The sequence below is a fragment of the Gordonia sp. (in: high G+C Gram-positive bacteria) genome, from assembly GCF_047606305.1.
In the GTDB taxonomy this organism is placed as follows: Bacteria; Actinomycetota; Actinomycetes; order Mycobacteriales; family Mycobacteriaceae; genus Gordonia.
Map to the genome: position 1 here is coordinate 18,786 of NZ_JASGER010000062.1, position 25,807 is coordinate 44,592.

The 25,807-nt window shown below is 69.4% G+C and carries 30 protein-coding genes; 8 read left to right on the forward strand and 22 right to left on the reverse strand.

The window, feature by feature from the left end:
• The first annotated feature begins 66 nt into the window (after window positions 1–66).
• From QM634_RS09755 to QM634_RS09765, 3 genes are read left to right on the forward strand one after another with little or no spacing between them, the layout of a single operon-like run.
• Entirely contained in the window at window positions 67–531 is a 465-nt protein-coding gene (locus tag QM634_RS09755) for a Fur family transcriptional regulator (RefSeq protein WP_415042586.1), read from the forward strand.
• A 3-nt stretch (window positions 532–534) separates the two neighbouring features.
• Complete coding sequence (gene katG / locus QM634_RS09760) at window positions 535–2,754, forward strand: catalase/peroxidase HPI (protein ID WP_415042587.1); 2,220 nt, start codon at window positions 535–537, stop codon at window positions 2,752–2,754.
• 20 nt (window positions 2,755–2,774) lie between these two features.
• Window positions 2,775–3,446 carry a class I SAM-dependent methyltransferase gene (locus QM634_RS09765; protein WP_415042588.1) on the forward strand — a complete coding sequence of 224 codons (672 nt, stop codon included), beginning with the start codon at window positions 2,775–2,777 and terminating at the stop codon, window positions 3,444–3,446.
• 6 nt (window positions 3,447–3,452) lie between these two features.
• On the opposite strand, the gene QM634_RS09770 is transcribed toward QM634_RS09765, so the two are convergent.
• Window positions 3,453–3,785, reverse strand: a complete 333-nt coding sequence (locus tag QM634_RS09770) for a type II toxin-antitoxin system PemK/MazF family toxin (RefSeq protein ID WP_415042589.1) — start codon at window positions 3,783–3,785, stop codon at window positions 3,453–3,455.
• Window positions 3,786–3,789: 4 nt separating this feature from the next.
• Window positions 3,790–4,011 (reverse strand): hypothetical protein, encoded by a 222-nt coding sequence (locus tag QM634_RS09775; RefSeq protein WP_415042590.1) that lies wholly within the window; start codon window positions 4,009–4,011, stop codon window positions 3,790–3,792.
• A 105-nt stretch (window positions 4,012–4,116) separates the two neighbouring features.
• On the opposite strand from QM634_RS09775, the gene QM634_RS09780 reads away from it, so the two are divergent.
• Window positions 4,117–4,578, forward strand: a complete 462-nt coding sequence (locus tag QM634_RS09780) for a hypothetical protein (protein ID WP_415042591.1) — start codon at window positions 4,117–4,119, stop codon at window positions 4,576–4,578.
• Window positions 4,579–4,581: 3 nt separating this feature from the next.
• Here QM634_RS09780 and QM634_RS09785 read toward each other — a convergent pair whose 3' ends face one another.
• On the reverse strand, window positions 4,582–5,205 hold the full coding sequence (locus tag QM634_RS09785; protein WP_415042670.1) for a TetR/AcrR family transcriptional regulator C-terminal domain-containing protein: 624 nt from the start codon (window positions 5,203–5,205) through the stop codon (window positions 4,582–4,584).
• Between the two features lie 96 nt (window positions 5,206–5,301).
• On the opposite strand from QM634_RS09785, the gene QM634_RS09790 reads away from it, so the two are divergent.
• Window positions 5,302–6,771, forward strand: a complete 1,470-nt coding sequence (locus tag QM634_RS09790) for an MFS transporter (protein WP_415042592.1) — start codon at window positions 5,302–5,304, stop codon at window positions 6,769–6,771.
• The gene (locus tag QM634_RS09795; protein ID WP_415042593.1) at window positions 6,768–7,193 is read left to right on the forward strand and encodes a hypothetical protein; all 426 of its coding nucleotides are present in this window, start codon (window positions 6,768–6,770) and stop codon (window positions 7,191–7,193) included. The genes QM634_RS09790 and QM634_RS09795 overlap by 4 nt, the downstream gene beginning before the upstream one ends.
• Here QM634_RS09795 and QM634_RS09800 read toward each other — a convergent pair.
• The 13 genes from QM634_RS09800 to QM634_RS09860 all read right to left on the reverse strand — a co-directional run bounded on the left by QM634_RS09800 (window position 7,182) and on the right by QM634_RS09860 (window position 19,828).
• Window positions 7,182–7,499: a transcriptional regulator gene (locus tag QM634_RS09800; RefSeq protein WP_415042594.1), complete on the reverse strand. Its 318-nt coding sequence runs from the start codon at window positions 7,497–7,499 to the stop codon at window positions 7,182–7,184. The genes QM634_RS09795 and QM634_RS09800 overlap by 12 nt on opposite strands.
• Window positions 7,496–7,963, reverse strand: coding sequence for a hypothetical protein (locus tag QM634_RS09805; protein ID WP_415042595.1), 468 nt, complete (start codon window positions 7,961–7,963; stop codon window positions 7,496–7,498). The genes QM634_RS09800 and QM634_RS09805 overlap by 4 nt, the downstream gene beginning before the upstream one ends.
• A 161-nt stretch (window positions 7,964–8,124) precedes the next feature.
• The gene (locus tag QM634_RS09810; protein WP_415042596.1) at window positions 8,125–8,583 is read right to left on the reverse strand and encodes a hypothetical protein; all 459 of its coding nucleotides are present in this window, start codon (window positions 8,581–8,583) and stop codon (window positions 8,125–8,127) included.
• Window positions 8,580–9,020 carry a nitroreductase/quinone reductase family protein gene (locus QM634_RS09815; RefSeq protein WP_415042597.1) on the reverse strand — a complete coding sequence of 147 codons (441 nt, stop codon included), beginning with the start codon at window positions 9,018–9,020 and terminating at the stop codon, window positions 8,580–8,582. The genes QM634_RS09810 and QM634_RS09815 overlap by 4 nt, the downstream gene beginning before the upstream one ends.
• A gap of 9 nt (window positions 9,021–9,029) precedes the next feature.
• Entirely contained in the window at window positions 9,030–9,632 is a 603-nt protein-coding gene (locus QM634_RS09820) for a TetR family transcriptional regulator (RefSeq protein WP_415042598.1), read from the reverse strand.
• Window positions 9,629–10,438 (reverse strand): enoyl-CoA hydratase family protein, encoded by an 810-nt coding sequence (locus QM634_RS09825; RefSeq protein ID WP_415042599.1) that lies wholly within the window; start codon window positions 10,436–10,438, stop codon window positions 9,629–9,631. Before QM634_RS09825 ends, QM634_RS09820 begins: the two co-directional genes overlap by 4 nt.
• Before the next feature lie 12 nt (window positions 10,439–10,450).
• Window positions 10,451–11,608 (reverse strand): acyl-CoA dehydrogenase family protein, encoded by a 1,158-nt coding sequence (locus tag QM634_RS09830; protein ID WP_415042600.1) that lies wholly within the window; start codon window positions 11,606–11,608, stop codon window positions 10,451–10,453.
• A 25-nt stretch (window positions 11,609–11,633) separates the two neighbouring features.
• Window positions 11,634–13,712, reverse strand: a complete 2,079-nt coding sequence (locus QM634_RS09835; protein WP_415042601.1) for an acetyl/propionyl/methylcrotonyl-CoA carboxylase subunit alpha — start codon at window positions 13,710–13,712, stop codon at window positions 11,634–11,636.
• 7 nt (window positions 13,713–13,719) lie between these two features.
• Window positions 13,720–15,318 (reverse strand): acyl-CoA carboxylase subunit beta, encoded by a 1,599-nt coding sequence (locus tag QM634_RS09840; RefSeq protein WP_415042602.1) that lies wholly within the window; start codon window positions 15,316–15,318, stop codon window positions 13,720–13,722.
• Complete coding sequence (locus QM634_RS09845) at window positions 15,315–16,496, reverse strand: acyl-CoA dehydrogenase family protein (RefSeq protein WP_415042603.1); 1,182 nt, start codon at window positions 16,494–16,496, stop codon at window positions 15,315–15,317. The genes QM634_RS09840 and QM634_RS09845 overlap by 4 nt, the downstream gene beginning before the upstream one ends.
• Window positions 16,497–16,528: 32 nt before the next feature.
• Entirely contained in the window at window positions 16,529–18,220 is a 1,692-nt protein-coding gene (locus tag QM634_RS09850) for an acyclic terpene utilization AtuA family protein (RefSeq protein WP_415042604.1), read from the reverse strand.
• A gap of 9 nt (window positions 18,221–18,229) precedes the next feature.
• Entirely contained in the window at window positions 18,230–19,024 is a 795-nt protein-coding gene (locus QM634_RS09855) for a TIGR03084 family metal-binding protein (RefSeq protein ID WP_415042605.1), read from the reverse strand.
• A 120-nt stretch (window positions 19,025–19,144) separates the two neighbouring features.
• Window positions 19,145–19,828 (reverse strand): alpha/beta hydrolase, encoded by a 684-nt coding sequence (locus QM634_RS09860; RefSeq protein ID WP_415042606.1) that lies wholly within the window; start codon window positions 19,826–19,828, stop codon window positions 19,145–19,147.
• 66 nt (window positions 19,829–19,894) lie between these two features.
• Between QM634_RS09860 and QM634_RS09865 the strand changes: the two genes are divergently transcribed.
• Both QM634_RS09865 and QM634_RS09870 read left to right on the forward strand, forming a co-directional pair.
• A complete protein-coding gene (locus QM634_RS09865; RefSeq protein WP_415042607.1) occupies window positions 19,895–20,227 on the forward strand; it encodes an ArsR/SmtB family transcription factor in 333 nt (110 codons plus the stop codon).
• Window positions 20,228–20,468: 241 nt separating this feature from the next.
• Window positions 20,469–20,708 (forward strand): SRPBCC domain-containing protein, encoded by a 240-nt coding sequence (locus QM634_RS09870; protein WP_415042608.1) that lies wholly within the window; start codon window positions 20,469–20,471, stop codon window positions 20,706–20,708.
• A 70-nt stretch (window positions 20,709–20,778) separates the two neighbouring features.
• On the opposite strand, the gene QM634_RS09875 is transcribed toward QM634_RS09870, so the two are convergent.
• From QM634_RS09875 to QM634_RS09900, 6 genes are all read right to left on the reverse strand, one after another.
• On the reverse strand, window positions 20,779–21,657 hold the full coding sequence (locus tag QM634_RS09875) for a PaaI family thioesterase (protein WP_415042609.1): 879 nt from the start codon (window positions 21,655–21,657) through the stop codon (window positions 20,779–20,781).
• Window positions 21,654–22,682, reverse strand: coding sequence for a hypothetical protein (locus QM634_RS09880; protein WP_415042610.1), 1,029 nt, complete (start codon window positions 22,680–22,682; stop codon window positions 21,654–21,656). Before QM634_RS09880 ends, QM634_RS09875 begins: the two co-directional genes overlap by 4 nt.
• Before the next feature lie 88 nt (window positions 22,683–22,770).
• Window positions 22,771–23,649, reverse strand: coding sequence for an SDR family NAD(P)-dependent oxidoreductase (locus QM634_RS09885; RefSeq protein WP_415042611.1), 879 nt, complete (start codon window positions 23,647–23,649; stop codon window positions 22,771–22,773).
• A gap of 3 nt (window positions 23,650–23,652) precedes the next feature.
• Window positions 23,653–24,921, reverse strand: a complete 1,269-nt coding sequence (locus QM634_RS09890; protein WP_415042612.1) for a hypothetical protein — start codon at window positions 24,919–24,921, stop codon at window positions 23,653–23,655.
• A gap of 4 nt (window positions 24,922–24,925) precedes the next feature.
• Window positions 24,926–25,501: a nuclear transport factor 2 family protein gene (locus QM634_RS09895; RefSeq protein WP_415042613.1), complete on the reverse strand. Its 576-nt coding sequence runs from the start codon at window positions 25,499–25,501 to the stop codon at window positions 24,926–24,928.
• 97 nt (window positions 25,502–25,598) lie between these two features.
• Complete coding sequence (locus QM634_RS09900) at window positions 25,599–25,790, reverse strand: ferredoxin (protein ID WP_415042614.1); 192 nt, start codon at window positions 25,788–25,790, stop codon at window positions 25,599–25,601.
• Window positions 25,791–25,807 lie beyond the last annotated feature (17 nt).

Consider the following 25,807-nt stretch of genomic DNA (forward strand, 5'->3'; position numbering starts at 1 on the left):
CAGATCTCCGCAGGGCAATTTCGGTAAATCTGGACCCAGTCAAGAAAATAGGTGCACACTGGAGGGGTGCCATCAACCGATGAGCTCACCTCGGCGCTCCGCTCCGCCGACCTCCGCGTCACGCGGCCTCGCGTGGCGGTCCTCGAGGCCGTCCACCAGAACCCGCACGCGGACACCGACCGGGTCCTGACCCAGGTCCGCACCGAGCTGCCGTCGGTCTCCCGGCAGGCCGTCTACGACATCCTCGCCGCCTTCACGACCGCCGGTTTGATCCGGCGCATCCAGCCCGCCGGCACCTTTGCGCGCTACGAGGCCCGCGTCGGCGACAACCACCACCACGCCGTCTGCCGCGTCTGCGGGTCGATCACCGACATCGACTGCGCGACCGGGCAGACCCCCTGCCTCGACGGCCCCGACCCCGACGGGTTCACCGTCGACGAGGCCGAGGTCATCTATTGGGGCACCTGCGCACGGTGCGCCACCCAGCTTCCACGAGAAGACCCAGCTCCAGCCCAACCCGAAAGGATCTAGCACATGCCCGACGCCGCAGAACTTGACGATCTCAACGAATCGGATGCCAGCTGTCCGGTCATGCACACCCTCAGCCGCCCCACCGAGGGGTCGGCGAACCAGGAGTGGTGGCCCACGCGCCTGAACCTGCGCATCCTGGCCGCGCACACCCCGGTGTCCAACCCGATGGCCGGTGACGACTTCGACTACGCCAAGGAGTTCGAGTCCCTCGACCTGGACGCGGTCAAGGAGGACCTGAAGAAGGTCATGACCGACTCCAAGGACTGGTGGCCGGCCGACTACGGCAACTACGTCGGCGCCATGGTCCGCATGGCCTGGCACGCCGCGGGCACCTACCGCGTCATGGACGGTCGTGGCGGCGCCGGACACGGGCAGCAGCGCTTCGCGCCACTCAACAGCTGGCCGGACAACGTCGGCCTCGACAAGCCGCGTCGCCTGCTCTGGCCGGTGAAGAAGAAGTATGGGCGCAAGCTGAGCTGGGCCGACCTGATCGTCCTGGCCGGCAACGTCGCCATGGAGAACTGCGGTTTCGAGACCCTCGGCTTCGCCGGCGGCCGCCCCGACCAGTACGAGGGCGACGACGAGACCTACTGGGGCCCGGAGAAGACCTGGCTCGACGACAAGCGCTACAGCGGCAACCGCAACCTGGAGAATCCGCTGGCCGCCGTTCAGATGGGCCTGATCTACGTGAACCCGGAGGGCCCCAACGGCAACCCGGATCCGATGGCCGCGGCCGCCGACATCCGCGAGACGTTCAAGCGCATGGCCATGAACGACGTGGAGACGGTCGCGCTGATCGCCGGTGGACACACCTTCGGCAAGACGCACGGCGCCGCACCGGCCGACCACGTCGGCCCCGAGCCCGAGGCCGCGCCGATCGAGCAGATGGGCCTGGGCTGGAAGAGCAGCTTCAAGTCCGGCAAGGGCGCCGACACCATCAACTCGGGTCTGGAGGGTGCCTGGAACAGCACGCCCACCACGTGGGACAACAACTTCTTCTGGACGTTGTTCGGCTACGAGTGGGAGCTGACCGAGAGCCCGGCCGGGGCCAAGCAGTGGCGACCGAAGGACGGGGCCGGCTCGACCAGCGTCCCGGACGCGGCCGACCCGAAGAAGCGGCACGCGCCGATGATGCTGACCACCGACCTGGCGCTGCGCACCGACCCGGCCTACGAGAAGATCTCGCGCCACTTCCTGGAGAACCCGCAGGAGTTCGCCAAGGAGTACGCCAAGGCCTGGTTCAAGCTGACCCACCGCGACATGGGGCCGCTCACCCGGTACAAGGGCAAAGAGGTGCCCGACGAGGTGTTCATCTGGCAGGACCCGATCCCCGAGATCGACTACAAGCTGGTCGGCGCCAAGGAGGTCGACGACCTGCGCAAGCGGATCCTCGACGCCAAGCTGAGCGTCGAACAGCTCGTGTCGACCGCATGGGCGTCGGCGTCGACCTTCCGCAACAGCGACAAGCGCGGCGGCGCCAACGGCGCACGGATCCGCCTGGAGCCGCAGCGCGACTGGGAGGTCAACAACCCCGACCAGTTGGCCAAGGTCCTCAAGAAGCTCGAGAAGATCGCGTCGGACTTCAACGACAAGCAGAAGGGCGGCGTGCGCATCTCGCTGGCCGACCTGATCGTGCTGGCCGGCGGCGTCGGGATCGAGCAGGCGGCCAAGGCCGCCGGGCACAAGATCACCGTGCCGTTCCACCCGGGCCGCAACGACGCGACCCAGGAGCAGACCGACGTCGAGTCCTTCGAGTACCTCGAGCCCAAGGCGGACGGGTTCCGCAACTACCTGGGCAAGGGGGCGACGCAGAAGGGCGAGTACATGCTCGTCGACAAGGCCAACCTGCTGGGCCTGTCGGCTCCGCAGATGGCGGTGTTGGTCGGCGGCATGCGCGTCCTGGGCACGAACCACGACGGCTCCAAGCTCGGCGTGCTGACCGACAAGCCCGGCGTGCTGACGAACGACTTCTTCGTCAACATCACCGACATGAACATCTCCTGGGCCCCCAAGGCCGACGAGGAGGAGACGTTCGTCGGGACCGTCAACGGCAAGAAGAAGTGGACCGGCAGCCGCGTCGACCTGGCCTTCGGATCGAATGCCGAGCTGCGCGCCCTGTCGGAGGTCTACGGTGCCGACGACGCCCAGAAGAAGTTCGTCGACGACTTCGTCGACGCCTGGGTGAAGGTCATGGACAACGATCGGTTCGACCTGCACGGCTGAACCCTGGTTACCGTGGTGGTGTGAGCACACACCACCACGGCGACCAGCCCGAGTCCATCGATCCGGCGACCAATCCGCGCGAGTTCTGGGAAGAGTTCTACGGCGGCGGCAAGCGGCCGTGGAGCGGCAAGCCCAACGCGATCCTCGTCGACGAGGCGTCGGGCGTGGACGCGAGTGGCAGGTCTGCGCTAGACCTGGGCTGTGGGTCGGGGGCCGACGCGATCTGGTTGGCCCAGCAGGGCTGGGCGGTGACGGCCGTCGACATCGCCGGCGCCGCACTGGCGGTCGGTCGTGAGCACGCGCGTGAGGCGGGCGTGCCCGACGGCGCGATCGACTGGCGCCGCTGTGACCTGAGTACCGACTTCCCCGCCGGGAGTTGGGATCTGATCTCCGTCAGCTACCTGCACTCCAAGGTCGCGCTGGAGCGCACGCAGATCCTGCGCAAGGCCGTCGCCGCGGTGAAGCCGGGTGGCTCGTTGGTGGTCGTCGGGCACTGGGCGATGCCCGACTGGCGCTCCCCCGACGATCCGCCGCTGTTCCCCAGCGCCGACGAGGTGCTCGCCGATCTCGGCGTGGGCGGTTCAGCAGAGTGGACGGTCGTGAGCACGGGCGAACGGGAGGTCGCGATGAGCGATCCCGATGGCAACCCCTCCTCGCGCACCGACACCGTCGTCCACGTCCGACGGGCCTGAATCCGCCTACGCCGGCGCCAGGTCGAGGAAGTCGGCGATCCACAGCCTGATCTCGGCCAACGTCGATGCGCTCACCTGGCCGGCCGATCCCGCGATCCGGTCTCGCGCAACGGTGCGAAGCTGCTCGGTCATCGCCCACGACTCGGCGGGGAGGTCGCTGCCGTCGAGCCTGATGTGGTTCGGCCAGCCCCGGTTCACGCGGGTGACCGGCACGACGACCGCCAGTTGATCGACGACGTCGAGGTAGTCCCGGGAGGACACGACGACTGCCGGGCGACGGCCGCTCTGTTCCCGGCCGACGGTCGGGTCGAGCGTCACCCAGACGACGCTTCCCGGCACGAGATCACCGGTCAACGCCGCTCCAGTCGTCGACTTCGGCCCGATAGCTGTCGATCTCCGCGGGCGGCGTCGCCGCTATCGCCGCACGCAACTCCTCGTACCTGACCGCACGATCACCCAGGTCGACCAGGTACTCCACCTGTGCGCCCAGCGTTCTGCCCGACCGCGCCGCCTGCGCCTTGAGGCGGTCGCGAATGGCGTTCTCGACCTTGATCGTCGTGGTCATACTTTCAGTATACTAATAGTCATACCTTCCTGATGAGGGTTTCGCCGCGAGGCGATCAGGAGGATCGTCGGAGGTGGACCGTCACCGTCGGGAAAGGAGTCTGAAATGAAACCCACCGCCATCCGGACGATCGCCATCGTCGCCGCCACGACGGCCGGCGCGGCACTGGCCGTCGCCGCCCCTGCCCACGCCGAGCAGATCCGCCACGAGTCGATCGCGACCTGCAACAGCATCAGCCCCAACGTCGTCGACAACCCCTACACGGGTCGTATCACGACGACCCAGTGGCTGCCCAATCAGCGCGGCCGCATCACCGTGTTCATCTCGCAATCGGTCTCGTTCTTCGGCTACCAGACCCGGCCAACCCTGGCCTGGCGGAATCTGTCGACCGGTCAGCGCGGCCAGGAGAGCACCCTCGCCCACAGCGGGCTCGACGGCGGCGGCGCGACCTTCAACGACCTGCGGACCGGTCCCGGTCGGGTCGAGATCCAGAACTTCACCGACAGCAGCAACTTCGCATGGACGGTGCGCACCAACGTCTGCTCGACGATCGTCGGCGTTCGCTGACCGCTATCGCTCGACCTGCGCCTCGATCCCCGCGATGAAGGTGTCCACCCCGTAGCGGAACCGTTCGTCAGGGTCGCCCGAGTCGAGCGCGGCGACTGCCTCGGAATATTCGGCCGACAGTTCGACGTCGGCGCGCGCGTTGCGCGCCCGCAGGTCGTCTCCGGCCGCCAGCGCGGCCTGCCCCTGCTCCTCGATCACATAGCCCAACACGTAGTAGAACAGCGTGAAGACCAACCAGCCCGCCCGCGCCGGCGGCAGGCCTGCGCGGCAGAGCACCGACACCGCCAATTCGGTGCCGACGATGGTGTTCGTGCCGGGCGCGAACGTCGCCGACACCACGCGGGCCCCGTCGCGGTGGGCGAGTAGCGCCGCCCGCAGCCGGTCACACAGCCGGCGGATCTGCTCTTGCCAGTCGAGGTCGGCAAGTTCCTCGGCCGCGTCGCCGTACCCCGCCAGGATCCGGTCGGCCACCGCGTCGAGGAGTGCCTCCTTGCTGGGGTAATGGCGGTAGAGCGCGCCACCCTGGACATTGAGCGACGCCCCCAGCTTCCGCATCGTCAGGGCGTCGAGCCCCTCGGTGTCGAGAAAGGCCAGCGCCCCGTCGACGACATTCGATTTTCGCAGCATCCTCACTCCTCGGTTGACACGATATCCCAATCACCCTAACGCGAACATCGTTCACGGTGAACGTCGTTCACGGCGTTCTTGCTACTAGGAGATGACATGAGACCGACGACTCCCCGCCACGAGGCCGCGGGCGGCGTGCTGCGCCACGCCAACTCGTTGACGGCGATCCTGGCAATCGCCTGCCTGGCTCAGTTCATGGTCGTGCTCGACGGCACGATCGTCACGGTGGCGCTTCCGGCGATGCGCACGGACCTGGGTCTGGGCGCGGCCGGACAGCAATGGGTCGTCAGCGCCTACCTGATCCCGCTCGGCGGGCTTCTGCTCCTGGCCGCCCGTGCCGCCGATCTCTACGGCCGGCGAAGGGTCTTCGTCGTCGGCGCGGTGGTGTTCACCCTCGCCAGCCTGGCCGGCGGACTCGCCGAGACCGAGGCCGTACTGCTCGGTGCGCGCGTCGCGCAGGGAGTCGGCGCCGCCGCCCTCGCCCCCGCCAGCCTCAGCCTGATCATGGCGACCCACCCCGAGGGTTCGATCCGACAGCGCGGTCTGACGCTGTGGAGCGTGATGGGCGGCGCCGCGGGCACCGTTGGGGTAGTCGCCGGTGGGCTGCTCACCGCCGCGTTCGGGTGGCGCGCGGTGCTCTTCGTCAACGTTCCGATCGGCGCGGCGCTCGTCGCCGCAACCTACGCGACGATGCGCGGCGACCGGGCGCTCGCCCGACGCCCGAGCCTGGACCTGCCCGGCTCGCTGACCGCCACGCTCGGCTTCGGCACCTTGACCTTTGCCCTGTCGGAGGTCGGCGTACACGGATGGGGCTCGTCTACGGTCGCTTTCGGCCTGATGGCCTCGGCGGTCCTGATCGCGGCATTCATCCTGATCGAGTCCGCCGCGCCCGACCCACTGATCCCCCGCGGTCTCCTGCGCCCCCGGGCCGCGCGGATCGGCAACACCCTCATGGTGCTGATGGGCGCCATGATGACGTCCTCGATCTACCTGATGTCGATCTACCTGCAGCACGTCCTGGGCTACAGCGCGCTGCGCGCCGGACTCGCACTCGTCCCGATGACCGTCGTCCTCGTGCTCGGCGGGTTGACGGCCCGCCGCCTGGTCGCACCCGTCGGCGTGCGGCGGATGGCGATCGGCGGAGCGCTCGTCAGCACGGCCGGCCTAGCTGCACTGGGCCGTCTTCCGGCGCACCCCTCGGCGTTCGTGACGCATCTTCTCGTGCCGATGGTCGTCACCGCGTTGGGTCTGTCGACGATGCTGCTCGCGGTGACCCTGGCCGTCACGACCGACGTCGACGCCGAGGTCTCCGGCGCAGCATCCGGCCTGCTCAACAGCGCCCGACAACTCGGCGGCGGCGTCGGCCTGGCCGTTCTGGCTACCGTCGCAGCCGAGGCGCTGAGCAGCCCCGCCAGTGCCGAATCCGCGGTGCACGGCTACCGCCTCGCCTTCCTCGTCAACGCCGGAGTGCTGCTCGTCGGCGCAGTCGTCGCGCTCGCGCTCCCCCGGGCCGACAGGGCTACTGCCCGAACCCTCGCCACAACCACAGGAGGAGACCAATCATGACCACTGCCCGAACCGCCCGCGCGACCGCGCTCATCGCGGTGCCGTGCGCCGCGCTGCTCGCGGCCGCCGCCGGCGTCGACCAGGCGTCGACGCATCAGCTCATCGACCATGCGTCGGCGATATACGCGCCGAACGGCAAGACGGCAGCCCCGGCGATCGTGTACGGGATCCTCTACGCGGTCGCGGCCGTGTCACTGACGGTGTGGACGACGGCCGCCCTCGCCGCGCGGCGGCGCGGCCTCGGAATCGTCGCCCTCACGACGGCGACCGTCGTCACGATCGCCTCCGCACTGGGCTTGTTTACCGTCGCCGAGTACGGTTCGGTCCTTTATCCGCCGGTATGGGGACTGCTCGCACTCATCCCGCTGATCCCGGGCGCCGCGGCGACCGTGCAGTTGGCGCGACGCGGTTCAGCGCTCTGACGGGCTGGCAATCGGCGCCCCCGACACGATCTCGTTCAGCGCGGCGATGTGCCCGTCGAAAGCGTTGCGGCCGATGGCGGTCAATCGGGCGCGCAGCCGGTGTCGGCTGCCGTCCAACCGGCGTTCGGTGCTGACGTAGCCGGCTTCCTCGAGGGTCGCGAGCTGCTTGGACAGGGCGGAATCGGACAGGCTCAGGCGGTCCTTGAGGAAACCGAAGTCGGCCCAGTCCGCCGCGGCCAGCGTCGCGACCAGGGACAGTCGGGTGCTGGGGTGGATCAGCTCGTCGAACCGCGGTTCGACGCTCATGCGCCCAACCAGCGTCGAAGGGTCGTCAGGATCTGCGGACCACCGAAGCCGACGATCGCGGCTGCGAGCACCGACGCCTCGATCCCCGCGTGACGGGCACCGTCGGCGTGCAGCGCGAAGCCCGCACCGATGGTCAGCAGGACGAGTCCGACGAGGATCACGGTGACCAGCAACGGGATCCGTCGGCCCGCGGTGGCGGCACTGACCCGCAGTTGATCCGAGGCCTGGCGGCCGTCGAGCAGACGCGTCGCGAAGACGATGTGTCCGAACGCGAACACGACCGATCCGATGGTCGCCAGGATCTGTGGTCCGACGTCGCCGAGGACGCCGAGCACGATCCAGGCGGCGGCCATCATCCACCAGTACCAGCGCGGCAAGCCGACCTCGTCGTCGACGCGGCGCTGCGCACGATCAGCCGCATCGAGTGCGGCGCGAGCCTGATCGGCGGTGATGTCTCCCATCATGGGCCTCACTTTCCCAGTCGGAAACAGAAGGTTCTCTTCTTTCCTACCAGGAAACTAGAGGAACCGCCAGGGCACGGTCGACGGAAAGCCGGGCACGGTCGCCGAGATTCTGGGCACGGTCGCCGAGATTCTGGGCACGCTCGGCGAATTGCAGCGGCTGGTCAGTAGACGCGGACGACGGTCGAGCAGTGGTTCGAGCGAACCTTGACGAACCAGTTGCTGCTCTTGGCGTACATCGTGAGGCGCACGCGCCCCGACCCGGTCCTGATGTTGTTGAACGACGCACCCTCGCCCTGCGGGTTGTTGTACGAGATCGTGCTCGCGTGGCCGCGTCGGTTGGTGGTCAGGTTGTGCCAGGCCAACTGCGGCCGCGTCTGGTAGCCGAACAGCGACGCCGACTGGGAGATGTAGATCGTCACGTGGCCGCGCTCGTCGGGCAGCCACTGCGTGGTGGTGATCCGCCCGGCGTACGGACGGTCGAAGACGTTCGGGCTGATCCCCCGGCACACCGTCTTCGCGACCTGTCGGAACTCTTTCGCTTCCGCGGGAGCGGCGGTGGCGACGACCGCACCGAGGGCCACGGCGGTCGCGGCGATCACCGCCGCCGGACGGGTGATCACGACCGGCCGCCGTCGCCGGTCGAGCGGCGCAGCGCCAGCACCGGGATAGTTCGCACGCCCCGCGTCTTCTGCTCGTACTCGGCGAAGCCCGGGTACCGGCTCGCCTGCTCGGCGTAGATCCGGTCGCGGTCGGCACCGGTCACCTCGTCGACGTCCACCGCGTACCGCTCATCGCCGCGCTCGATCTCGGCCGTGCCGGCGGCGAGCAGATTGTGGTACCAGGCCGGATTCGTCGGCGCACCGGCCATCGACGCGAACAGGTAGACGACGTCGGGGTCCGCGTCGTCGGCCATGTACATCAACGGCGTGACGCGCGGCGTCCCGGACTTGCGCCCGACGTGGTGCAGCAGCACCATCGGCGCGCCCTCGAACGGGCCCCCGACCTTCCCGTTGTTGGCCCGGAACTCGTCGACCACCTGCGCGTTGAAGTCGTTCATGACTCCAACCTAGCGCGAGAGGGCCGCGACGAGCTGCTGGCTCCACGCCGCGACGACCTGCTTGCGCCGGCGCGAGTCGTCCGAGAGCGTGTCGGCGAGCCCCAACCCGCGCGCCAGGTCCAGGGTGATCTGGGCCAGCCGGTGCGCGTCCGGGTTCTTCCCCGACGGGTCGAGGGCCGTCACGGTGAACCGGTGCGCCGCCCGCGCGAGCTTGGCCTCCAGCGGCAGGATCGCCTCGCGCAGCACCGGATCCGACGCGGCCGCCGCCCACACCTGCAGCGCCGCCTTGAACTCGGTGCCGGTGTAGATCGCGACGGCCTTGTCCACGACCAGCGCGACGCGGGGCTCCAGCTCGTCGGGCAGCTCGGTGATCGTCGCCGACGCATCGCGGGTCATCGCCTCGAACATCTGCTCCATGACGGCGATGATCAGCGCTTCGCGCGTCGGAAAGTGGTGTTGGGCGGCGCCGCGCGAGACGCCCGCCGACTCGGCGACGGCGGCCACGGTGGTCGCCGCCCACCCCTGTGAGGCGAGCATCTCCACGGTCGCGTCCAGCAACCGCTCCCGGGTGGCCCGGGACCGGTCCTGTTGCGGCTCGCGGACGGCGGTCATGCCTGGCTCGTGTCCCATCCGGGCTTGCCCTTCGACAGGAACGCGGTCATCCCCTCGCGCGCCTCGTCGGAGGAGAAGAGTGCGGCCGACTCCGCCGCACGGGCACCGGCGTTCGCGTCGAAGTCGGCGAGGATCGCCGCGGTGGTCAGTGCCTTCGACGCCGCCAGGCCCTGCGGCGACGCCTTGCGGATCCCCTCCAGCACCTGGTGCAGGGCCCCGTCCAGCTCGCCGGAATCGGCCACCGCCTGGGTGACCAGCCCGATGCGCTCGGCGGTCGCCGGATCAAACTTCTCGCCGGTGAGGAAGTAGCGCCCCACCGACCGGGCACTCATCTTCGGCAGCAGGGCGATCGAGATGATCGACGGCGCCAGGCCCAGGCGCGCCTCGGTGAGCGCGAAGGTCGCGTTGGGTCCGACGAGTGCGATGTCGGCCGCACCGACGAGGCCGAAGCCGCCGGCGCGCACATGTCCGTCGGCGACGACGATGACCGGCTTGGGCATGGCGAGCATGGCCCGCATGAGCCCGACCATCCCCTTGGCCCCCTCGGCGGTGGCCTCCTCCGGGCTGAGCCCGCGGCGCAGCGCCTCACCCAGGTCGGCGCCCGCGCAGAAGGTGCCGCCGGCGTGGGTGAGCACGACGGCCCGCACCTCCTGGTCGGCCGCGGCATCGGCCAGCGCCTGCGACAACCGCCCCACGAGCACCGAGGAGAGCGCATTGCGGTTCGCCGGGGAGTTCAGCGTGATCGTGGTGACCGCGCGCTCGGTCGCGACCTCGACGACGCCGTCGTCGGCATCCACCTCTGCCATGTCCGGCTCCCGTCAGTACGACTTGGGCAGACCCAGGCTGGTCTGCGCCACGAAGTTCAGGATCATCTCGCGGCTGACCGGCGCAACCTTGACGATGCGGACCAGGGCCAGCATCGGTGCGAGGCCGTATTCGCTGGTGAGCCCGTTGCCGCCCAGGGTGTGCACGGCCCGGTCGACGGCCTTGGTCGCCGCCTCCGCCGCCGCGTACTTGGCCATGTTCGCCGGTTCGGCGGCACCCCAGTCGTCGCCCGCGTCGTAGAGGGTCGCGGCCTTGTGCATCATCAGCTTGGCCATCTCCAACTCGACCTTCGCCTCGGCCAGCGGATGGGCGATGGCCTGGTGCGAGCCGATCGGCTGCTTCCACACGGTGCGGTCCTTGGCGTAGGCGACGGCCTTCTCCAGGGCGTAGCGGCCCATGCCGATCGCCGACGCCGCACCCATGATGCGCTCGGGGTTGAGGCCGGCGAACAGCTGGCTGAACGCCGCCTCGGGCTCGCCGACGAGGGCATCGCCGGGCAGCCGCATGTCGTCGAAGAACAGTTGGAACTGCTTTTCCGGGTTCTCCAGCTCCATCGGGATCTGCGTGGCGGTGAAGCCCTTGGTGTCGGTCGGCACGATGAACAGCGCCGGTGCGAGTTTGCCGGTCTTGGCCTCCTCGGTGCGGCCGACGATCAGGACCGCGTCGGCCTGGTCGACGCCGGAGATGAAGACCTTCTGGCCGGCGAGGATCCAGTCGTCGCCGTCGCGGCGGGCGGTCGTGGTGATCTGGTGCGAGTTCGACCCGGCGTCGGGCTCGGTGATGCCGAAGGCCATGGTGATCTCACCGCTGGCCAGCCCCGGCAGCCACTTCTTCTTCTGGTCCTCGGTGCCGAAGCGGGCGATGATGTTGCCGCAGATCGCCGGGGAGACCACCAGCATCAGCAGTCCGACCCCGCCGGCAGCCAGCTCCTCCATCACGATGGACAGCTCGTACATGCCCGCACCGCCGCCGCCGTACTCCTCGGGCAGGTTGACGCCGACGAAGCCCAGTTCGCCGGCCTCCTTCCACAGCTCGGTGGTCTTGAGGTCTTCCTTCGCGCACTTGCGGAAGTACTCCTGCCCGTATTTGCCGGCCAGGGCTGCGACCGCGGCCCGCAGCGCCTTGCGCTCGTCGGATTCGATGTAGCTCATTTGTTTCCTCGTCTTCTGGTTGGTCTCAGGCGTCGGCCGACGCTTCGTCTTCTGCTTCGATCACGGCCAGCACGTCGCCGACGGCGAGCTGGCGGCCCACGTCGACGGCCAGCGTCGCGACGACGCCGTCGCTCGGCGCGGAGATGGTGTGCTCCATCTTCATGGCCTCGAGCCACAGCAACGGCTGTCCCTCGGTGACCCGGTCGCCCTCGGCGACGGCCACGCGGATGACCGAGCCGGGCATCGGCGCGAGCAGCGAGCCGGGTCGCTGAATCGTCGACGGGTCGACGTATCGCGGCACCGCCTCGAGCGTCACCGACGTGCCCGCGCTGTCGACGAAGACCGTGTCGCCGTAGCGGCTGACCGTGTACTCCCGGCGCACCCCCTTCAGCGCGAGTGCAACCCGGGAGCCCGCGCACCGGACGACCTCCACCCCCTCGTCGTCGGGCAGGTCGACGCCGAACCCGGGGGCGCTGGCGCTGACCGTCGCGCCGGCCGCGCGGGTGAAGCGGTACCGGACGGCCAGTTCGTCGTCACCGAGCGCGTACGTCTTCTCCTGGTACACCGAGGCGATGTTGCGGAAGCCCGACGGGATCGTCGCCAGCTCGCGCGCGTGCGCCCGGTTCGACTCGGCGTCGGCCAGGGCCGCCGCGATCGCGGCGAGACGGACGTCGGCCGGGTCGGCCAGGGGGGCCGACAGGACGTCGAGCCCGACCTCGTCGATGAAGCCGGTGTCGGTGTCGCCGGACAAGAACTGCTCCGAGCGCAGGGTGTTGACCAGCATGTCGCGGTTGGTGACCGGTCCGTGCAGGGTGGCCCCCGCCAGCGCCGCGGCCAGTGCGGCGGCACTGCGGCTGCGCGTGGGGGCCCAGCTGATCACCTTGGCGATCATCGGGTCGTAGAACGTGGAGATCTCGCTGCCGTCGGCGATCCCGGTGTCCACGCGGATCCGCGACGCCGACGACTCGTGCTCGTCGATCGCGAACCGGTGCACCAGGCCCGATTGCGGGGCCCAGTCGGCCGCCGGGTTCTCCGCGTAGAGGCGCGCCTCGATGGAGTGCCCGACCGCGGTCGGCTCCTCTCCCTCAAGAGGCTCGCCCATCGCGACGCGCAGCTGCCATTCGACCAGGTCGAGGCCGGTCGTCTCCTCGGTGACCGGGTGCTCGACCTGCAACCGTGTGTTGGTCTCCAAGAAGAAGAAGCGGCCCTTGGCGCTGTCGTGATCGGACCCGCTCGCTTCGCTCCCGGCGTCCGCCAAGAACTCCACGGTGCCGGCCCCCGAGTACCCGATGGCCTGGACGGCTTTGCGGGCCGCATCGTAGAGCCGCTCGCGCAGGTCGCCGCCGAGCGTTTCGACCAGCGGCGCGGGTGCTTCCTCGACGACCTTCTGGTGGCGCCGTTGGATAGAGCACTCGCGCTCGCCGACGGCCCACACGTTCCCGTGGTCGTCGGCCATCACCTGGACCTCGATGTGGTGGCCGCGCTCGACGTAGGGCTCGCAGAACACCGTCGCATCACCAAAGGCGGACTGTGCCTCGCGCTTGGCGGCCGCCACGTTCTCGTCGAGTTCGGCGAGCTCGCGCACGATGCGCATGCCGCGCCCACCGCCGCCGGCCGAGGCCTTGATGAGCAGCGGGAGGTCGGCCGCGGTGACCGTCGTCGGGTCCAGGTCGCCCAGAACCGGCACCCCGGCCTTGTCCATCAATGCCTTGGCGTTGACCTTGGAGCCCATCGCGGTGATCGCCGCGGGCGGCGGGCCGATCCACACCAGCCCCGCGTCCTGCACGGCCTTGGCGAACTCCGCGTTCTCCGAGAGGAAGCCGTAGCCGGGGTGGACGGCGTCGGCGCCGGCCGCTTTGGCCGCCTCGATGATCAGCTCGCCGCGCAGGTAGGTCTCCGCCGAGGTCGAGCCGGGCAGGTGCACCGCCGCGTCGGCCTGGCGCACGTGCGGCGCATCGGCGTCGGGGTCGGAGTAGACCGCGACGGTGGCGATGCCCATGTCGCGGCAGGTCCGGAACACCCGGCAGGCGATCTCGCCGCGGTTGGCGACGAGCACCGAGGTGATCGCGCGGTTCGCGGGCTTCTTCGTTTTCTTGGTGGCCATCACTGCCTCACATCCGGAAGACGCCGTAGCCGTCGGCACCGGCCACCTCGCCGTTGTCGATCGCGGACAGACACATGCCGAGCACCGACCGGGTGTCGCGCGGGTCGATCACCCCGTCGTCGTAAAGCATCCCGGACAGGAAGGCCGGCAACGACTCCTTCTCGATCTGCGCCTCGATCATGGCTCGCATCCCGGCGTCGGCCTCCTCGTCGACGGTCTGACCGCGGGCCTCGGCGGCAGCACGCGACACGATGGACACGACGCCGGCGAGTTGGGCGCCGCCCATGACCGCGGACTTGGCGCTGGGCCAGGCGAACAGGAACCTCGGGTCGTAGGCGCGCCCACACATGCCGTAGTGGCCGGCGCCGTAGCTGGCGCCCATCAGCAGCGAGATGTGCGGGACGGTCGAGTTGGAGACCGCGTTGATCATCATCGAGCCGTGCTTGATGATGCCGCCGCGCTCGTACTCGGCGCCGACCATGTAGCCGGTCGTGTTGTGCAGGAACAGCAGCGGCGTGTTCGCCTGGTTGGCCAGCTGGATGAACTGGGTGGCCTTCTGCGCCTCGGCCGAGAACAGCACGCCCTGCGCGTTGGCCAGAATCCCGACCGGGTAGCCGTGGATGCGGGCCCACCCGGTGCACAGAGACCCGCCGTACTCGGGCTTGAACTCGTCGAAGTCGCTGTCGTCGACGATGCGGGCGATCACGTCGCGCGGGTTGAACGGGATCTTCAGATCCGACGGCACGATGCCCAGGAGCTCCTCGGCGTCGTAGCGCGGCTCGATGGAGGCGGCCACCGGGCCGGGCCCCTTCTTCTTCCAGTTCAACCGGGAGACGATGCGGCGGCCGATCCGCAGCGCGTCCTGCTCGTCGACGGCCAGGTAGTCGGCGAGGCCGGACTCGCGGGCGTGCATGCCGGCGCCGCCGAGGGTCTCGTCGTCGCTCTCCTCGCCGGTGGCCATCTTGACCAGCGGCGGGCCCGCCAGGAAGACCTTGGAGGCGCCGTCGATCATCACGGTGTGATCGCTCATGCCGGGGATGTAGGCACCGCCGGCGGTCGAGTTGCCGAAGACCAGCGCGATCGTCGGGATGCCCGCCGCGGACAGGCGCGTGATGTCGCGGAACATCTGGCCGCCCGGGACGAACACCTCCTTCTGCGTCGGGAGGTCGGCACCGCCGGACTCGACCAGCGCGATGCACGGCAGCCGGTTCTCCATGGCGATCGCATTGGCGCGCAGGCTCTTGCGCAGCGTCCACGGGTTGGACGTGCCGCCCTTCACCGTCGGATCGTTGGCGACGATCATGCACTCGACACCCTCGACGACGCCGATGCCGACGACGACGGAGGCGCCGACCTGGAACTGCGAGCCCCACGCGGCGAGCGGGCACAGCTCCAGGAACGGGCTGTCCGGGTCGATGAGCATCTCGATGCGCTCGCGCGCGGTCATCTTGCCGCGCTTGCGATGACGCTCGACGTACTTCTCGCCGCCACCGGCAAGGGCCTTGTCCAGTTCGGTCTGGAGTTCGGCGAGTTTCTCGTTCATCGCCGCCGCCGCGGCGGCATACTCCTCGCCGGCCGGATCCAGGCGGGACTGCAGGACGGTCATGACTGGTACCCCAATCGCTTCGCGGCCAGGCCGGTGAGGATCTCGGTGGTGCCGCCGCCGATGCCGATGATCCGCATGTCGCGGTACTGCCGCTCGACCTCGGTCTCGCGCATGTAGCCCATGCCGCCGAACAGCTGGACGGCCTTGTCGGCGACCCATTCGCCGGTCTCGACGGCGGTGTTCTTGGCGAAGCACACCTCGGCGATCATGTCGCCGGCGCCGCCGAGCTGGTTGTCCTGGGCGTTCAGCTGGGTCTCGACGACCGCGCGGGTGTAGGTGCGGGCGACGTCGATCTTGCGCGCCATCTCGGTGACGGTGTCCTGCACCGACTGGCGGGAGATGAGCGGGCGACCGAAGGTCTCGCGGTTGCGGACCCAGTCGAGGGTCAGGTCCAGGCAGCGCTGCGCGTGCGCGTAGGCCTGCACGGCCAGTCCGACGCGCTCGGAGACGAAGGCCCCGGCGATCTGCACGAATCCGGAGTTCTCCGCGCCGACCAGGTTGCCGACCGGGACGCGCACGTCCTCGTAGGACAGTTCGGCGGTGTCGGAGGCGAGCCAGCCCATCTTGTCGAGCTTGCGCGCCACGGTGAAGCCCGGAGTGTCCTTGTCGACGACCAGCAGCGAGACACCCGCGGCGCCGTCGCCGCCGGTGCGGACCGCGCTGACGACGAAGTCGGCGCGCACCGCCGACGTGATGAACGTCTTCGAACCGTTGACGACGTAGTCGTCGCCGTCGCGGGTTGCCTTCGTCCGCAGGTGCCCGACGTCGCTGCCGCCGCTGGGCTCGGTGATGGCCAGCGACCCGATCTTCTCGCCGGCCAGCGTCGGGCGGACGTACTTCTCGATCTGGTCGGGGTCGCCCGCCGCGATCATGTGCGGCAGTGCGATGCCGTGGGTGAACAGCGAGGCCCAGACGCCGCCGGAGACGCCGTTGTAGAGCAGCTCCTCCTCGACGACCACGGTGTCGGCCGCGTCGCCGCCCGAGCCGCCGACCTCCTCGGGGAAGCCGATGCCGAGCAGGCCGAGCTTGGCGGCCTCACGGTGCAGCTCGCGCGGGATCAGCCCGTCGCGCTCCCACTGCTCCTGATGGGGCAGGATGTGGCGCTGCGCGAAGTCGCGCACGGTGGCGCGCAACTGTTGGCGCTCGGGGGAATCCCAGATCGGGGACGGGAACGGCATGGTTCTCCTCGTGGGTTGCGGGCTCGTGGGGGCTACAGGAATTTCGTGGGGATGGGGACCGGGCGCGACCGCAGCCACTCGCCCAGACCCTTGGCCTGCGGGTCGAAGCGGACCTGGTCGGCGACGCCGCGGCCGAGCACCCCTTCGATGACGAAGTTCACCGCGCGCAGGTTCGGCAGCGCGTAGCGGTGGATGGTCAGCTCGGCGACCTCGGGCAGCAGCTCGCGCAACAGGTCGGTCGTGAGCGTCTGGTCGAGCCACGCGTACTCGTCGTCGGACCGGACCCAGACGCCGACGTTGGCGCTGCCGCCCTTGTCGCCCGAGCGCGCACCGGCGATGGTGCCGAGCGGCTTGACCTGCACCGGCCCGAAGTCGCTGCCGGTGGCGGGCACCGCGTCCTCGTCGACGGGCACCGGCCCGCGCAGGGGCGACGGGTCGATGGTCACGGTCACTCCGTCGGGCTGGACGACGCGGTGCGGCACCTTGGCGGCGTCGACGTAGCCGGGCTCGAAGACGCCGTAGGGTGCGCCGTTCCCGGGGGGCGCGGTGAGCGTGAAGCCCGGGTAGCTGGCGAGGGCGAGCTCGACGACGGCCGACGAGAACGGACGGCCGACCTTGTCGGGGTCGGTGTCCTTGGCGACGACGCGCAACGTCGCGCTGGCCTGCTCCTCGGTGGCGCCGTCGGCGCGGTCGGTGCGCGAGAGGTCGAAGGTGAGGTCGGCGGGCGTGGCCGGCAGCGCCGCGGTGAACTGCTCCTGGAAGAGCTTGGCCTTCTCCTCGATGTCCAGGCCGGTGAGGATCACGTCGACCTCGTTGCGCAGTCCGGCGAGGAAGTTGAGGGAGACCTTCACGTCGGTGGGCGGGTTCTCGCCCTGCACGCCGCGCACGGCGACCCGGTCGTCGGCGACCTGCTCGAGCTCGATGGTGTCCAGCCGCGTGGTGACGTCGGGGTTGAGGTAGCGCGGCCCGCCGACCTCGTACAGCAACTGGGCGGTGACGGTGCCGACGGTGACCGCGCCGCCGGTCCCCTCGTGCTTGGTGATGACCGACGACCCGTCGGCGGAGACCTCGGCGATCGGGAAGCCCAGGTGCCCCATCGGGATCTCCCGGAAGAAGGAGTAGTTGCCGCCGGTGGCCTGCGCGCCGCACTCGATGATGTGCCCGGCGACGACGGCGCCGGCGAGTGCGTCGAGGTCCTGGTAGCCCCAGTCGAAGGCCGAGGCGGCCGGTCCGACGGTCAGCGAGGCGTCGGTGACGCGGCCGGTGACGACGATGTCGGCGCCGCGGTCGAGCGCGCACTTGATGCCGAAGGCGCCGAGGTAGGCGTTGGCGGTCAGCGGGTTGCCCAGGCCGAGTTTCTCGGCGTCGGCCACCAGGTCGTCGCCGCTGATGAAGGCGACCTGGGCGTCGAGGCCGAGCTTGTCGGCGAGCCCGCGGATCGCGACGGCCAGCCCGTGCGGGTTGAGGCCACCGGCGTTCGACACGATCTTGACGCCCTTCTCGAGGGCGAGGCCGAGGCCGTCCTCGAGTTGACGCAGGAAGGTCTTGGCATAGCCCAACTGCGGGTCCTTGAGCCGGTCGCGGCCGAGGATCAGCATGGTGAGCTCGGCGAGGTAGTCACCGGTCAGGTAGTCCAGTTCGCCGCCCTCGAGCATCTCGCGCATCGCCGCGAAGCGATCGCCGTAGAAGCCCGACATGTTGCCGATGCGGACGGTGTCAGTCATTTCTCGTCCTCACTTGTTGGTCGACGGTTCGCGGCCGCCGCCGGGCGGGCCGGCGAAGCACTGGGCGATGGTCACCCACTCGGCGGCGTCGTCGCCGACGGTGGTGATGTCGAGGTCGGCCGGGTGCCGGCGCTGGGTGACGAGCTCGCAGAAGTCATACGCCGAACCGCGCACGACGTTCGACGCGTCCTCCGGTCCCCAGGTCCACTCGTCATCGCCCGACGGCGACTTGAGCTCGTAGCGGAACGGCTCGACGGGGACCGGCTTGTTGTTGACGACGTAGGCGAAGTCGCGGGTGCGCACACCGATGTGGGCGACGTTGCGGATGCGGTCGGTCGGCTCGACGGTCACGCCGAGCGCGTCGGCGATGTCCAGGCCGTGCGCCCAGGTCTCCATCACGCGGGCGGTCGCCATCGACGCCGCCGACATGGGCGGGCCGAACCACGGCAGCTTGGTGCCCTCGGGCACCGCGCAGAGCGCGCCGGCCAGTTTGGCGCGGGTTTGCCGCCAGTCGGCGAGGAGGTCGGCGGGCGGTCGGGCGGCTTCTTCGTCGGCCGCCTTGTCGACGAAGCCGAGCGGGTCCTTCATGGCCTCGCCGAAGAGCGTCGTGAAACCTTCGGCGTCGGTGATCGCGACGTGGGAGACGCGGTCGGTCCAGAGGAGGTGCCCGATCTGGTGGGCGATCGTCCACCCCTCCGCCGGTGTGGGAGTTGCCCATTGTTCCGGCGCGAGGTCGGCGACGAGGTCGTCGAGGGCATCACTCTCGGCCGTCAGATCGGCCACGACGTCGGCTACGGCTGACATGCTGAACAGCGTCACACGCGTCGATGAAAAAAGCAAGCACGCATGATTGTTTTCCTATTTCGCCGAGTGGGCGCCAAATTTCGTCGAGTGGGCGGTCATCTACGCCGAGTGGGCGGTCATCTACGCCGAGTGGGCGTCGGTCAGCCACTCGGCGACGACCTCTGGCCGGGTGAGCGCAGCGAGGTGCCCACCCGGAATCGGTTCAACGTCGATCCCCAACCGCTCGCCGACGATGCGGCGCTGGAACTCGAGCGGAAACAGTCGGTCGTCCTGAGCGGCGAGGAAGCGCGTCGCGACGTCGGGCCACGCCGGCAACGGCCACGGATCCTCAAACGGACGGTCCGACTGAACAGGTTGCGACGCCGCCTGCGCCTCCGCGAGCAGATCAGGATCCGCGTCGTGGAAGAAGACTTCCCACGGGTCGAACGGCGCGTCCGGATCACGACCGTCGGCGATCGCCTTCTCGCGCGCCGCCTCCTCCTGCCCGGTGTTGGTCCACCAGTCACCGCCGGTCTCGCCCGGCCGCGGCGACATCGCGTTGAGCATGACGATCCCGGCGACGTCGAGTCGGTCGCAGGTCAGGGGCGCGCTGAGCCCGGCCATGGATTGCGCGACGAGCACCACCGGCTCCGCCGGCGCAGCTGCCACGATCGCATCGGCATATGCGGCCAACCCGGCTGTGTCGTCGGCGGCGGGTAGGTCTACGGCGACAGCCCGATGACCCCGCTCGATCATCCGCGGCACGAGTCGATGGAAGTACCACGCTTGCCCGCCGGCGCCCGGCACAAGGACGAAGCTGCTCACGGCGCCCAGCCTACGACCGTCGCCGTCCCCTTGCGTTCTCCGACGATTGCCATCATACTTAGTTATATGACTAAGTATCAGTCGGGCTTGGACGCGGTGTTCCGCGCGCTGTCCGACGCGACTCGGCGGTCCTTGGTCGAGCGGCTGGTGCAGTCGCCGGCCTCGGTCAGCGAACTCGCCGAACCGTTCGATGCGGCATTGCCGACGATCGTCGAGCACCTACGGGTACTCGAGCGCGCCGGAGTGGTCTCGTCCGAGAAGGTCGGACGAGTCCGCACCTATCAACTTGTGCCAGATGCGTTGGTGCCCGCCAATCGCTGGATCGTCGCGCAGCGACGGCCCCAGGAACAACGGCTTGACCGCCTCGGGGACTACTTGACCGACAATGAAGGAGATTGACGATGTCCACCCTCACCCAAACCCACGCCACCTTCGTCCTGGAGCGCGACTACCCGGTAGCGGTCTCCGCCGTATGGCAGGCCTTCGCAGATCCCACCATCAAGGCCAAGTGGTTCGGCAGCGACGACTTCATCGAGGTCGAGCGGACCGACGACTTCCGCATCGGCGGCGTCTCCGTCGACGACGGTCGACGGGGCCCGACGGCCCCCTATCCCGTTTCCGTGCGACCTACACCGACATCGTGCCCAACGAGCGGATCGTCTACACCTACGACATGTGGCTCGACGACGCCCACGCTTCGACCTCGGTCACGACCGTCGTGTTCGAGGAGGTCGACGGCGGCACGCGCCTCACCTTCACCGAGCAAGGGGTCCACCTGGACGGGGTGCACGGACCCGGACCCGAGGCGGCCGCCGGCCGCGAAGAGGGAACCCGCGGACTACTCGAGAACATCGCCCAGGTGCTCTGCAAACAGCCGTAGGCCAGTCTGCCCGCCCACTCGGCGTGGTTTGCCCGCCCACTCGGCGTAGTTGGACCGCCCACTCGGCGGATCAGCGGTCGCAGCGCGCGTCGGCGGTTCCGCGGGCCAGCAGGGTCCCGTCGGCGGCGTGCAGCTCGACGTCGACGGTGGACAGCCGCCGCCCGAGCTTCACCGGTGTCACGGTCGCGACGAGGCGCTGCCCGTCGACGGCCGGCGACCGCAGGAACGCGACCGTGAACTCGGCCAGCTGGTAGCCCGTGCCCGGTCGCATGTTGGCGGCGACGCCCAGCGACGCCGCCTGGGCGACGATCGTGCCGATCATCCCGCCGTGCATGCTGCCGAAGAAGTTGCCCATCCACTCGACCGCGGGCACCTCGATGCGCAGCGCCGCCGGATCCGGGTCGACGATCGTCGCGCCCAGCAGCTCGCCCAGCGGTCCGATCCGGCGCCGACCATCGGCGATGGCCGCCACGACCTCGGCCCCCGACAGCGCCGGGTCGATCGGTTCGGGCAGCTCGGCGTCGTCGGGCGCGGGCAGCGGCTCCCCGGCCACGACCTCCGACTCCCCCACCACCGCCCGACCGACGCGCACGTTGCGCGCCTGACCCTGCATCAAGAGTTCGTCACCGCGGGTGACGCGCACCGCCGTCGAGCCCATCGCGTCGTCGGACATCATCAGTTCGCCCTCGCTGCGCACGACCTCCCCCAGTTGCGGGCGGGCGCCCATCGACACGGTGAGGCGCGCCTGGATCGACGAGGTGGAGCGGTCGGCGATCGCGAACGGCAGGCCGCCGAGGTCGTCGAACAGGACCATCAGCGCGGGCAGGTCGACGAGCCCGCGGTGATCGGCGATGCGGGTGCCCAACGGCTGGGTCATCGCGATCGGATCGGCGTCGGGCACGATGCGGATCGCAAACGCGTCGAAGGCGTTCTTCGGCGAGTAGGTCACGAAGCCTTCCCGTCGAGGATGGCTGCGACCTCGGGCGAGGCGTAGAACGGCTCGAGCTGCTCGCGGACGATCCGCTCGAGCTCGCCGGAGGCCTTCACCGCGTCGAACAGGCGCGGTGCACCGGCGACCGCGTACGTGACGAGGTCGTCGCGGGTGATGTCGAGCTCCTCGAGCAGCTGCGCGGCCGGGTACTCGCCGTAGACGGTGAAGAAGCCGTCGATCAGCGCGTCGACGAGCTTGAGCACCGGCTCGGACACGGCACCGGCGATGACGACGTCCTGCCCCAGCCCGCCGATGCGCTTGGCGTCGTCGAGCGTCATGACCTTGTCGAGCCGACCGATCGGCTTGTCGGCGTACATGTCGAAGACCTCGAGGACGGCCGACTTGGTCGACGGGTCCTTGAGCGTCGCGACGATGATCTTGTTGAGTCGCCCCATCGCGAACTCGGCCCCCTTGGCGGTGGCGTCGCCGAAGAGCTCGCCGAACTGCTCGCCGGTCTTGCCGATCGCCTTGCCGGCGGCCTTGGTGCCCATCGACACCAGCGACCCGACGCCGGGGATCTTCTCGGCCATCGCGCGGTTGCCGGCGAGGACGTCGTTGACGATGCGCCCGACGAACCGCGACGCGAGCGCGGCCACCATCGGGCTGTGGGTGAGGTCGTCGAGGGCCTTCTCGACGAAGGGCGTCAGGCCGAGGACCTCGTCGGTGATGCGCTCGACGTTCTCCTTGTCCACGACCTCCCGCAGGGTGTACGTGCCGGCCGGGTTCGACATCACCACCTCGGCCCCCTGCTCGACCAGGGTCGACGCGGCGGTGCTCGCCGGCACCTTCTTGGCGATCATGCGCGCGATCGATTTGACCTCTTCGGGGTCGACGAGCGCACCGGTCGTGGCGTTCTCTGCGACGGCCAGCACATCGTCGACGGCCTTCTCGGCCAACTCGGGCAGCTCGTCGCCGGTCAGGCGGTTGACCGCCCACGCGACCTGCGCGTCCAGGAGTGCCCGGGCAACGGATTCGTTAGTCATGCGCCCCAGGATATGCGCCAACTTCGGCCGCATGGACACCCGCGGGCGGCAATGTTCCCTCGGTGGTAGCCATATCGGACGAAATTGGTCATCCGGCCAATAGGTCGGCCAACTCGTCCAGGCTGTAGGGCGCCGAGTCGCTGTGGTCGCGATAGGCGATGAACGACGGCTGGGCCGGCTCGTACCGACCGATGAACCCGCCGGCCGCGCTGAAGATCTGGCCGGTGATGCCCTTCCCGCGCTCACTCGCCAGGAAGACGTACAGCGGCGCGACGTACTCCGGCGGCGCGGGATCGAGCGCGGCGTCGCGCAGGCCGTCGTCCAGGATGCCCCGCTCATGCAACCCCTCGATGTGGCGGACGTAATCATCCCCGGTCGACAGCCTCGACCGCGCGCCGGGCAGCACCGCGTTGACGCGCACCCCGGCCTCCTTCAGATCGGCGGCGGCGGCCAGCGTCAGGGCGTTGACCCCGCCCTTGCCGGCCGGATACCCGCTGCCGCCGAACATTCCGTGCGACGCCGCCGACCCGGTCAGCACGATGGCCCCGCTCCCCTGCTCGGCCATCACCCGCCCGGCCGCCTGTGTCACCGCGAACGCGCTCATCAGGTGCGCGTCGACCTGCCGGGCGAACTCCTCGCGCGTGATCGTCAGGATCGTCGACCCCGCGGGCTCGGCGATCCCCGCGCAGTTGACCGCGATGTCCAGCGCACCGAAACGGTCCAGCGCCGTTTGCACCATGGCCTCGGCGACACCGTCGGCGGCGACCGATCCGACGGCACCGACGGCGGCTCCCCCGCCGCCGACGATCTCGTCGACCGCTGCCTCGACGGCGTGCGGGTCACGACCGTTGACGACCACCGACGCCCCGGCTCCGGCCAGCGCGTGCGCCACCGACAGCCCGATCCCTCGCGTCGCGCCGCCGACGATGGCGACGCGCCCGCCCAGGCCCCCGAGTCCGGTGCTCATGATCTACAGGACCGTGATCGGGATGGACTTGGCCTTGCCGCGGTCGGCGAACTCGAAGGTCGACCCCGACGAGAAGCGCACGATCGCGACCTCCCCCGGCTCCTTGCGCGACTCGCCCTTCACGACGTCGACGACGAGCTCGCCGTCGACGACCGACGCCGAGTCCACGGTCCACCGCGAGTCGACGCCGTTGACCATCGCGTCCAGTGGCGCGGTGAACTCCGGGGTGAGCAGGTCCATCCAGCCCTCGTCGCCGATGGCCGGCGAGTCCTGCGGGATGCTGATGCGCACGCCGTCGCCGTGTGCGGCCACGACGACGCCGGTGTACTGGCGCGGGCCGAGGATGGGGTGGGCGTTCAGGACGGTCACCAGGTCGGCGGCGGAGTCTCCGACGCCGAGGGCGTCGCGCAACCGCTCCGAGGTCATGCCGGCGATGCCGATGAGCTGTTTACCGGTGATCTCGCGGGCCTGCTCGTCGCCCGCCTTGCGCAGGACCGACAGTCGGAAGCCGATGGCCAGCAGATGGTGCTGCAGCGCGACCTCCTCGGCCATGCGGACCAGCGCGGTGTGCGCGAAGTCGCCGAACACCAGGTCCTCGACCAGGTCGCCGCGGTAGTCGACCTGGCCGTCGGTGGCGGAGTGGTCGATCTCGCTGAGCGCGACGGTCGCCGCCGCGGTCTCCAGGACCGGGATGGTGAACTCGGGCAGCGGCAGCTCTTCCCGATCGGGTTCGATCGTGACCGTCCACTCGCAGTGCGGGTGCCGGTCGGCGGGCGTGCGCGGCGGACGGTGCACCGGGCGGATCCGGGCGCGACGGTTCGTCGCGATCGCCGTCGCGTCGAAGGTCGGGTCCTCGATGTCGTGGCACATCGCGGTGACGTACCCCTCGCCCATCGGCTCGACGTCCATCAGCGCGCCGCAGTGGTTGAGGACGAATCCGCCGTGGTACTCGTCGTGCACCACGTAGCGGAAGTCCATGAACTGCGGCGGCGCACCGATGTCGAGCTGCAGGCACTTGAACATGTCGACGACGCCGTCGCCGTCGATGCCGAGCGCGTCGCGCATGCGACCGGTGTAGACCGGGCTGGCGGCCATCCACTCCTCGATGGCGACCTGCGTCATCCCGTCGCGCCCGAAGGCCGAGATGAGGTGCGCCATGCCGCTGCGGTCGATCAACTGTCCCGACAGCAACAGTTCGGGCAGCAGGGTCGCCAGCTGCTCCGACGAGAAGTCGGCGTAGGGCGAGGAACCGATAAGGGCTGTATCGGTCATCGCGTCACCAGAACTTGACGGGCGCGGTGCCGAAGTCGTACCAGCCCGGCAGGTTGCCCGGGGCCGACTTCTCCACGCGCGCGAGCATCTCGTCGCTCATCGCCTTCTTGGTCATCATCTCGATGAACAGCGCCGACACGTTGCCGTAGTCGAAGAAGTCGCGCTGCCAGGCGAATTGGAAGTTGCCGCCGTACTTGAACCAGCTGCCCTGGATGCCCTCCAACGCGTAGTTGGTGCCGTCCTCGCGCTTGCCCTCGTAGATCTGCTTCCACAGGCCGATCATGTCGCCGGTCTGATCGTCGATCACCCAGGTCTGGTACGGGTAGATCCAGCCCTTGAGGCCCTCCATCTCCTGCCCCAGGGCCAGGTCGCGGATCTCGTCGCGGCCCACGGCCATGAAGTCCTTGGTAGGGCCGTAGTTCCAGCCGTAGGTGGCGTCCTCGGTGTAGTAGTCGGCCAGCGGCTTCCAGTCGCCGGCCTCCTCGGCCTCGACGTTGGCCTTGAGCCAGCGGGTCTTCATCTCTTCGAGCTCGGCCCGGTCGAACGGTCCAAAGCTGGTGGCGGCGGTGACTTCGGTCATGGGGTTCCTTATCGGGTTCGGGTGTGGCATGAAATCTCGCGTGGTTTCGATACACCGCCTCGCCTATCGGCTCGACGGCACTCAACCACCGAGGTGGTCAGTCTTCGACGATCCGCAGGGCCTGCGTCGGGCAGTACCGGACGGCCGCTTCGATGGCGGGGCGCAGCGATTCGTCGGGCTCCTTGTCGAGGATTTCGACGTAGTCGCGGTGTGCCTCGAAGACCTCGGGGGCCTCCATCTCGCACATGCCGTGCCCCTGGCACAGATCCAGGTCGACTTCTACTCGCATCTGCTCTCCTCCTCTGA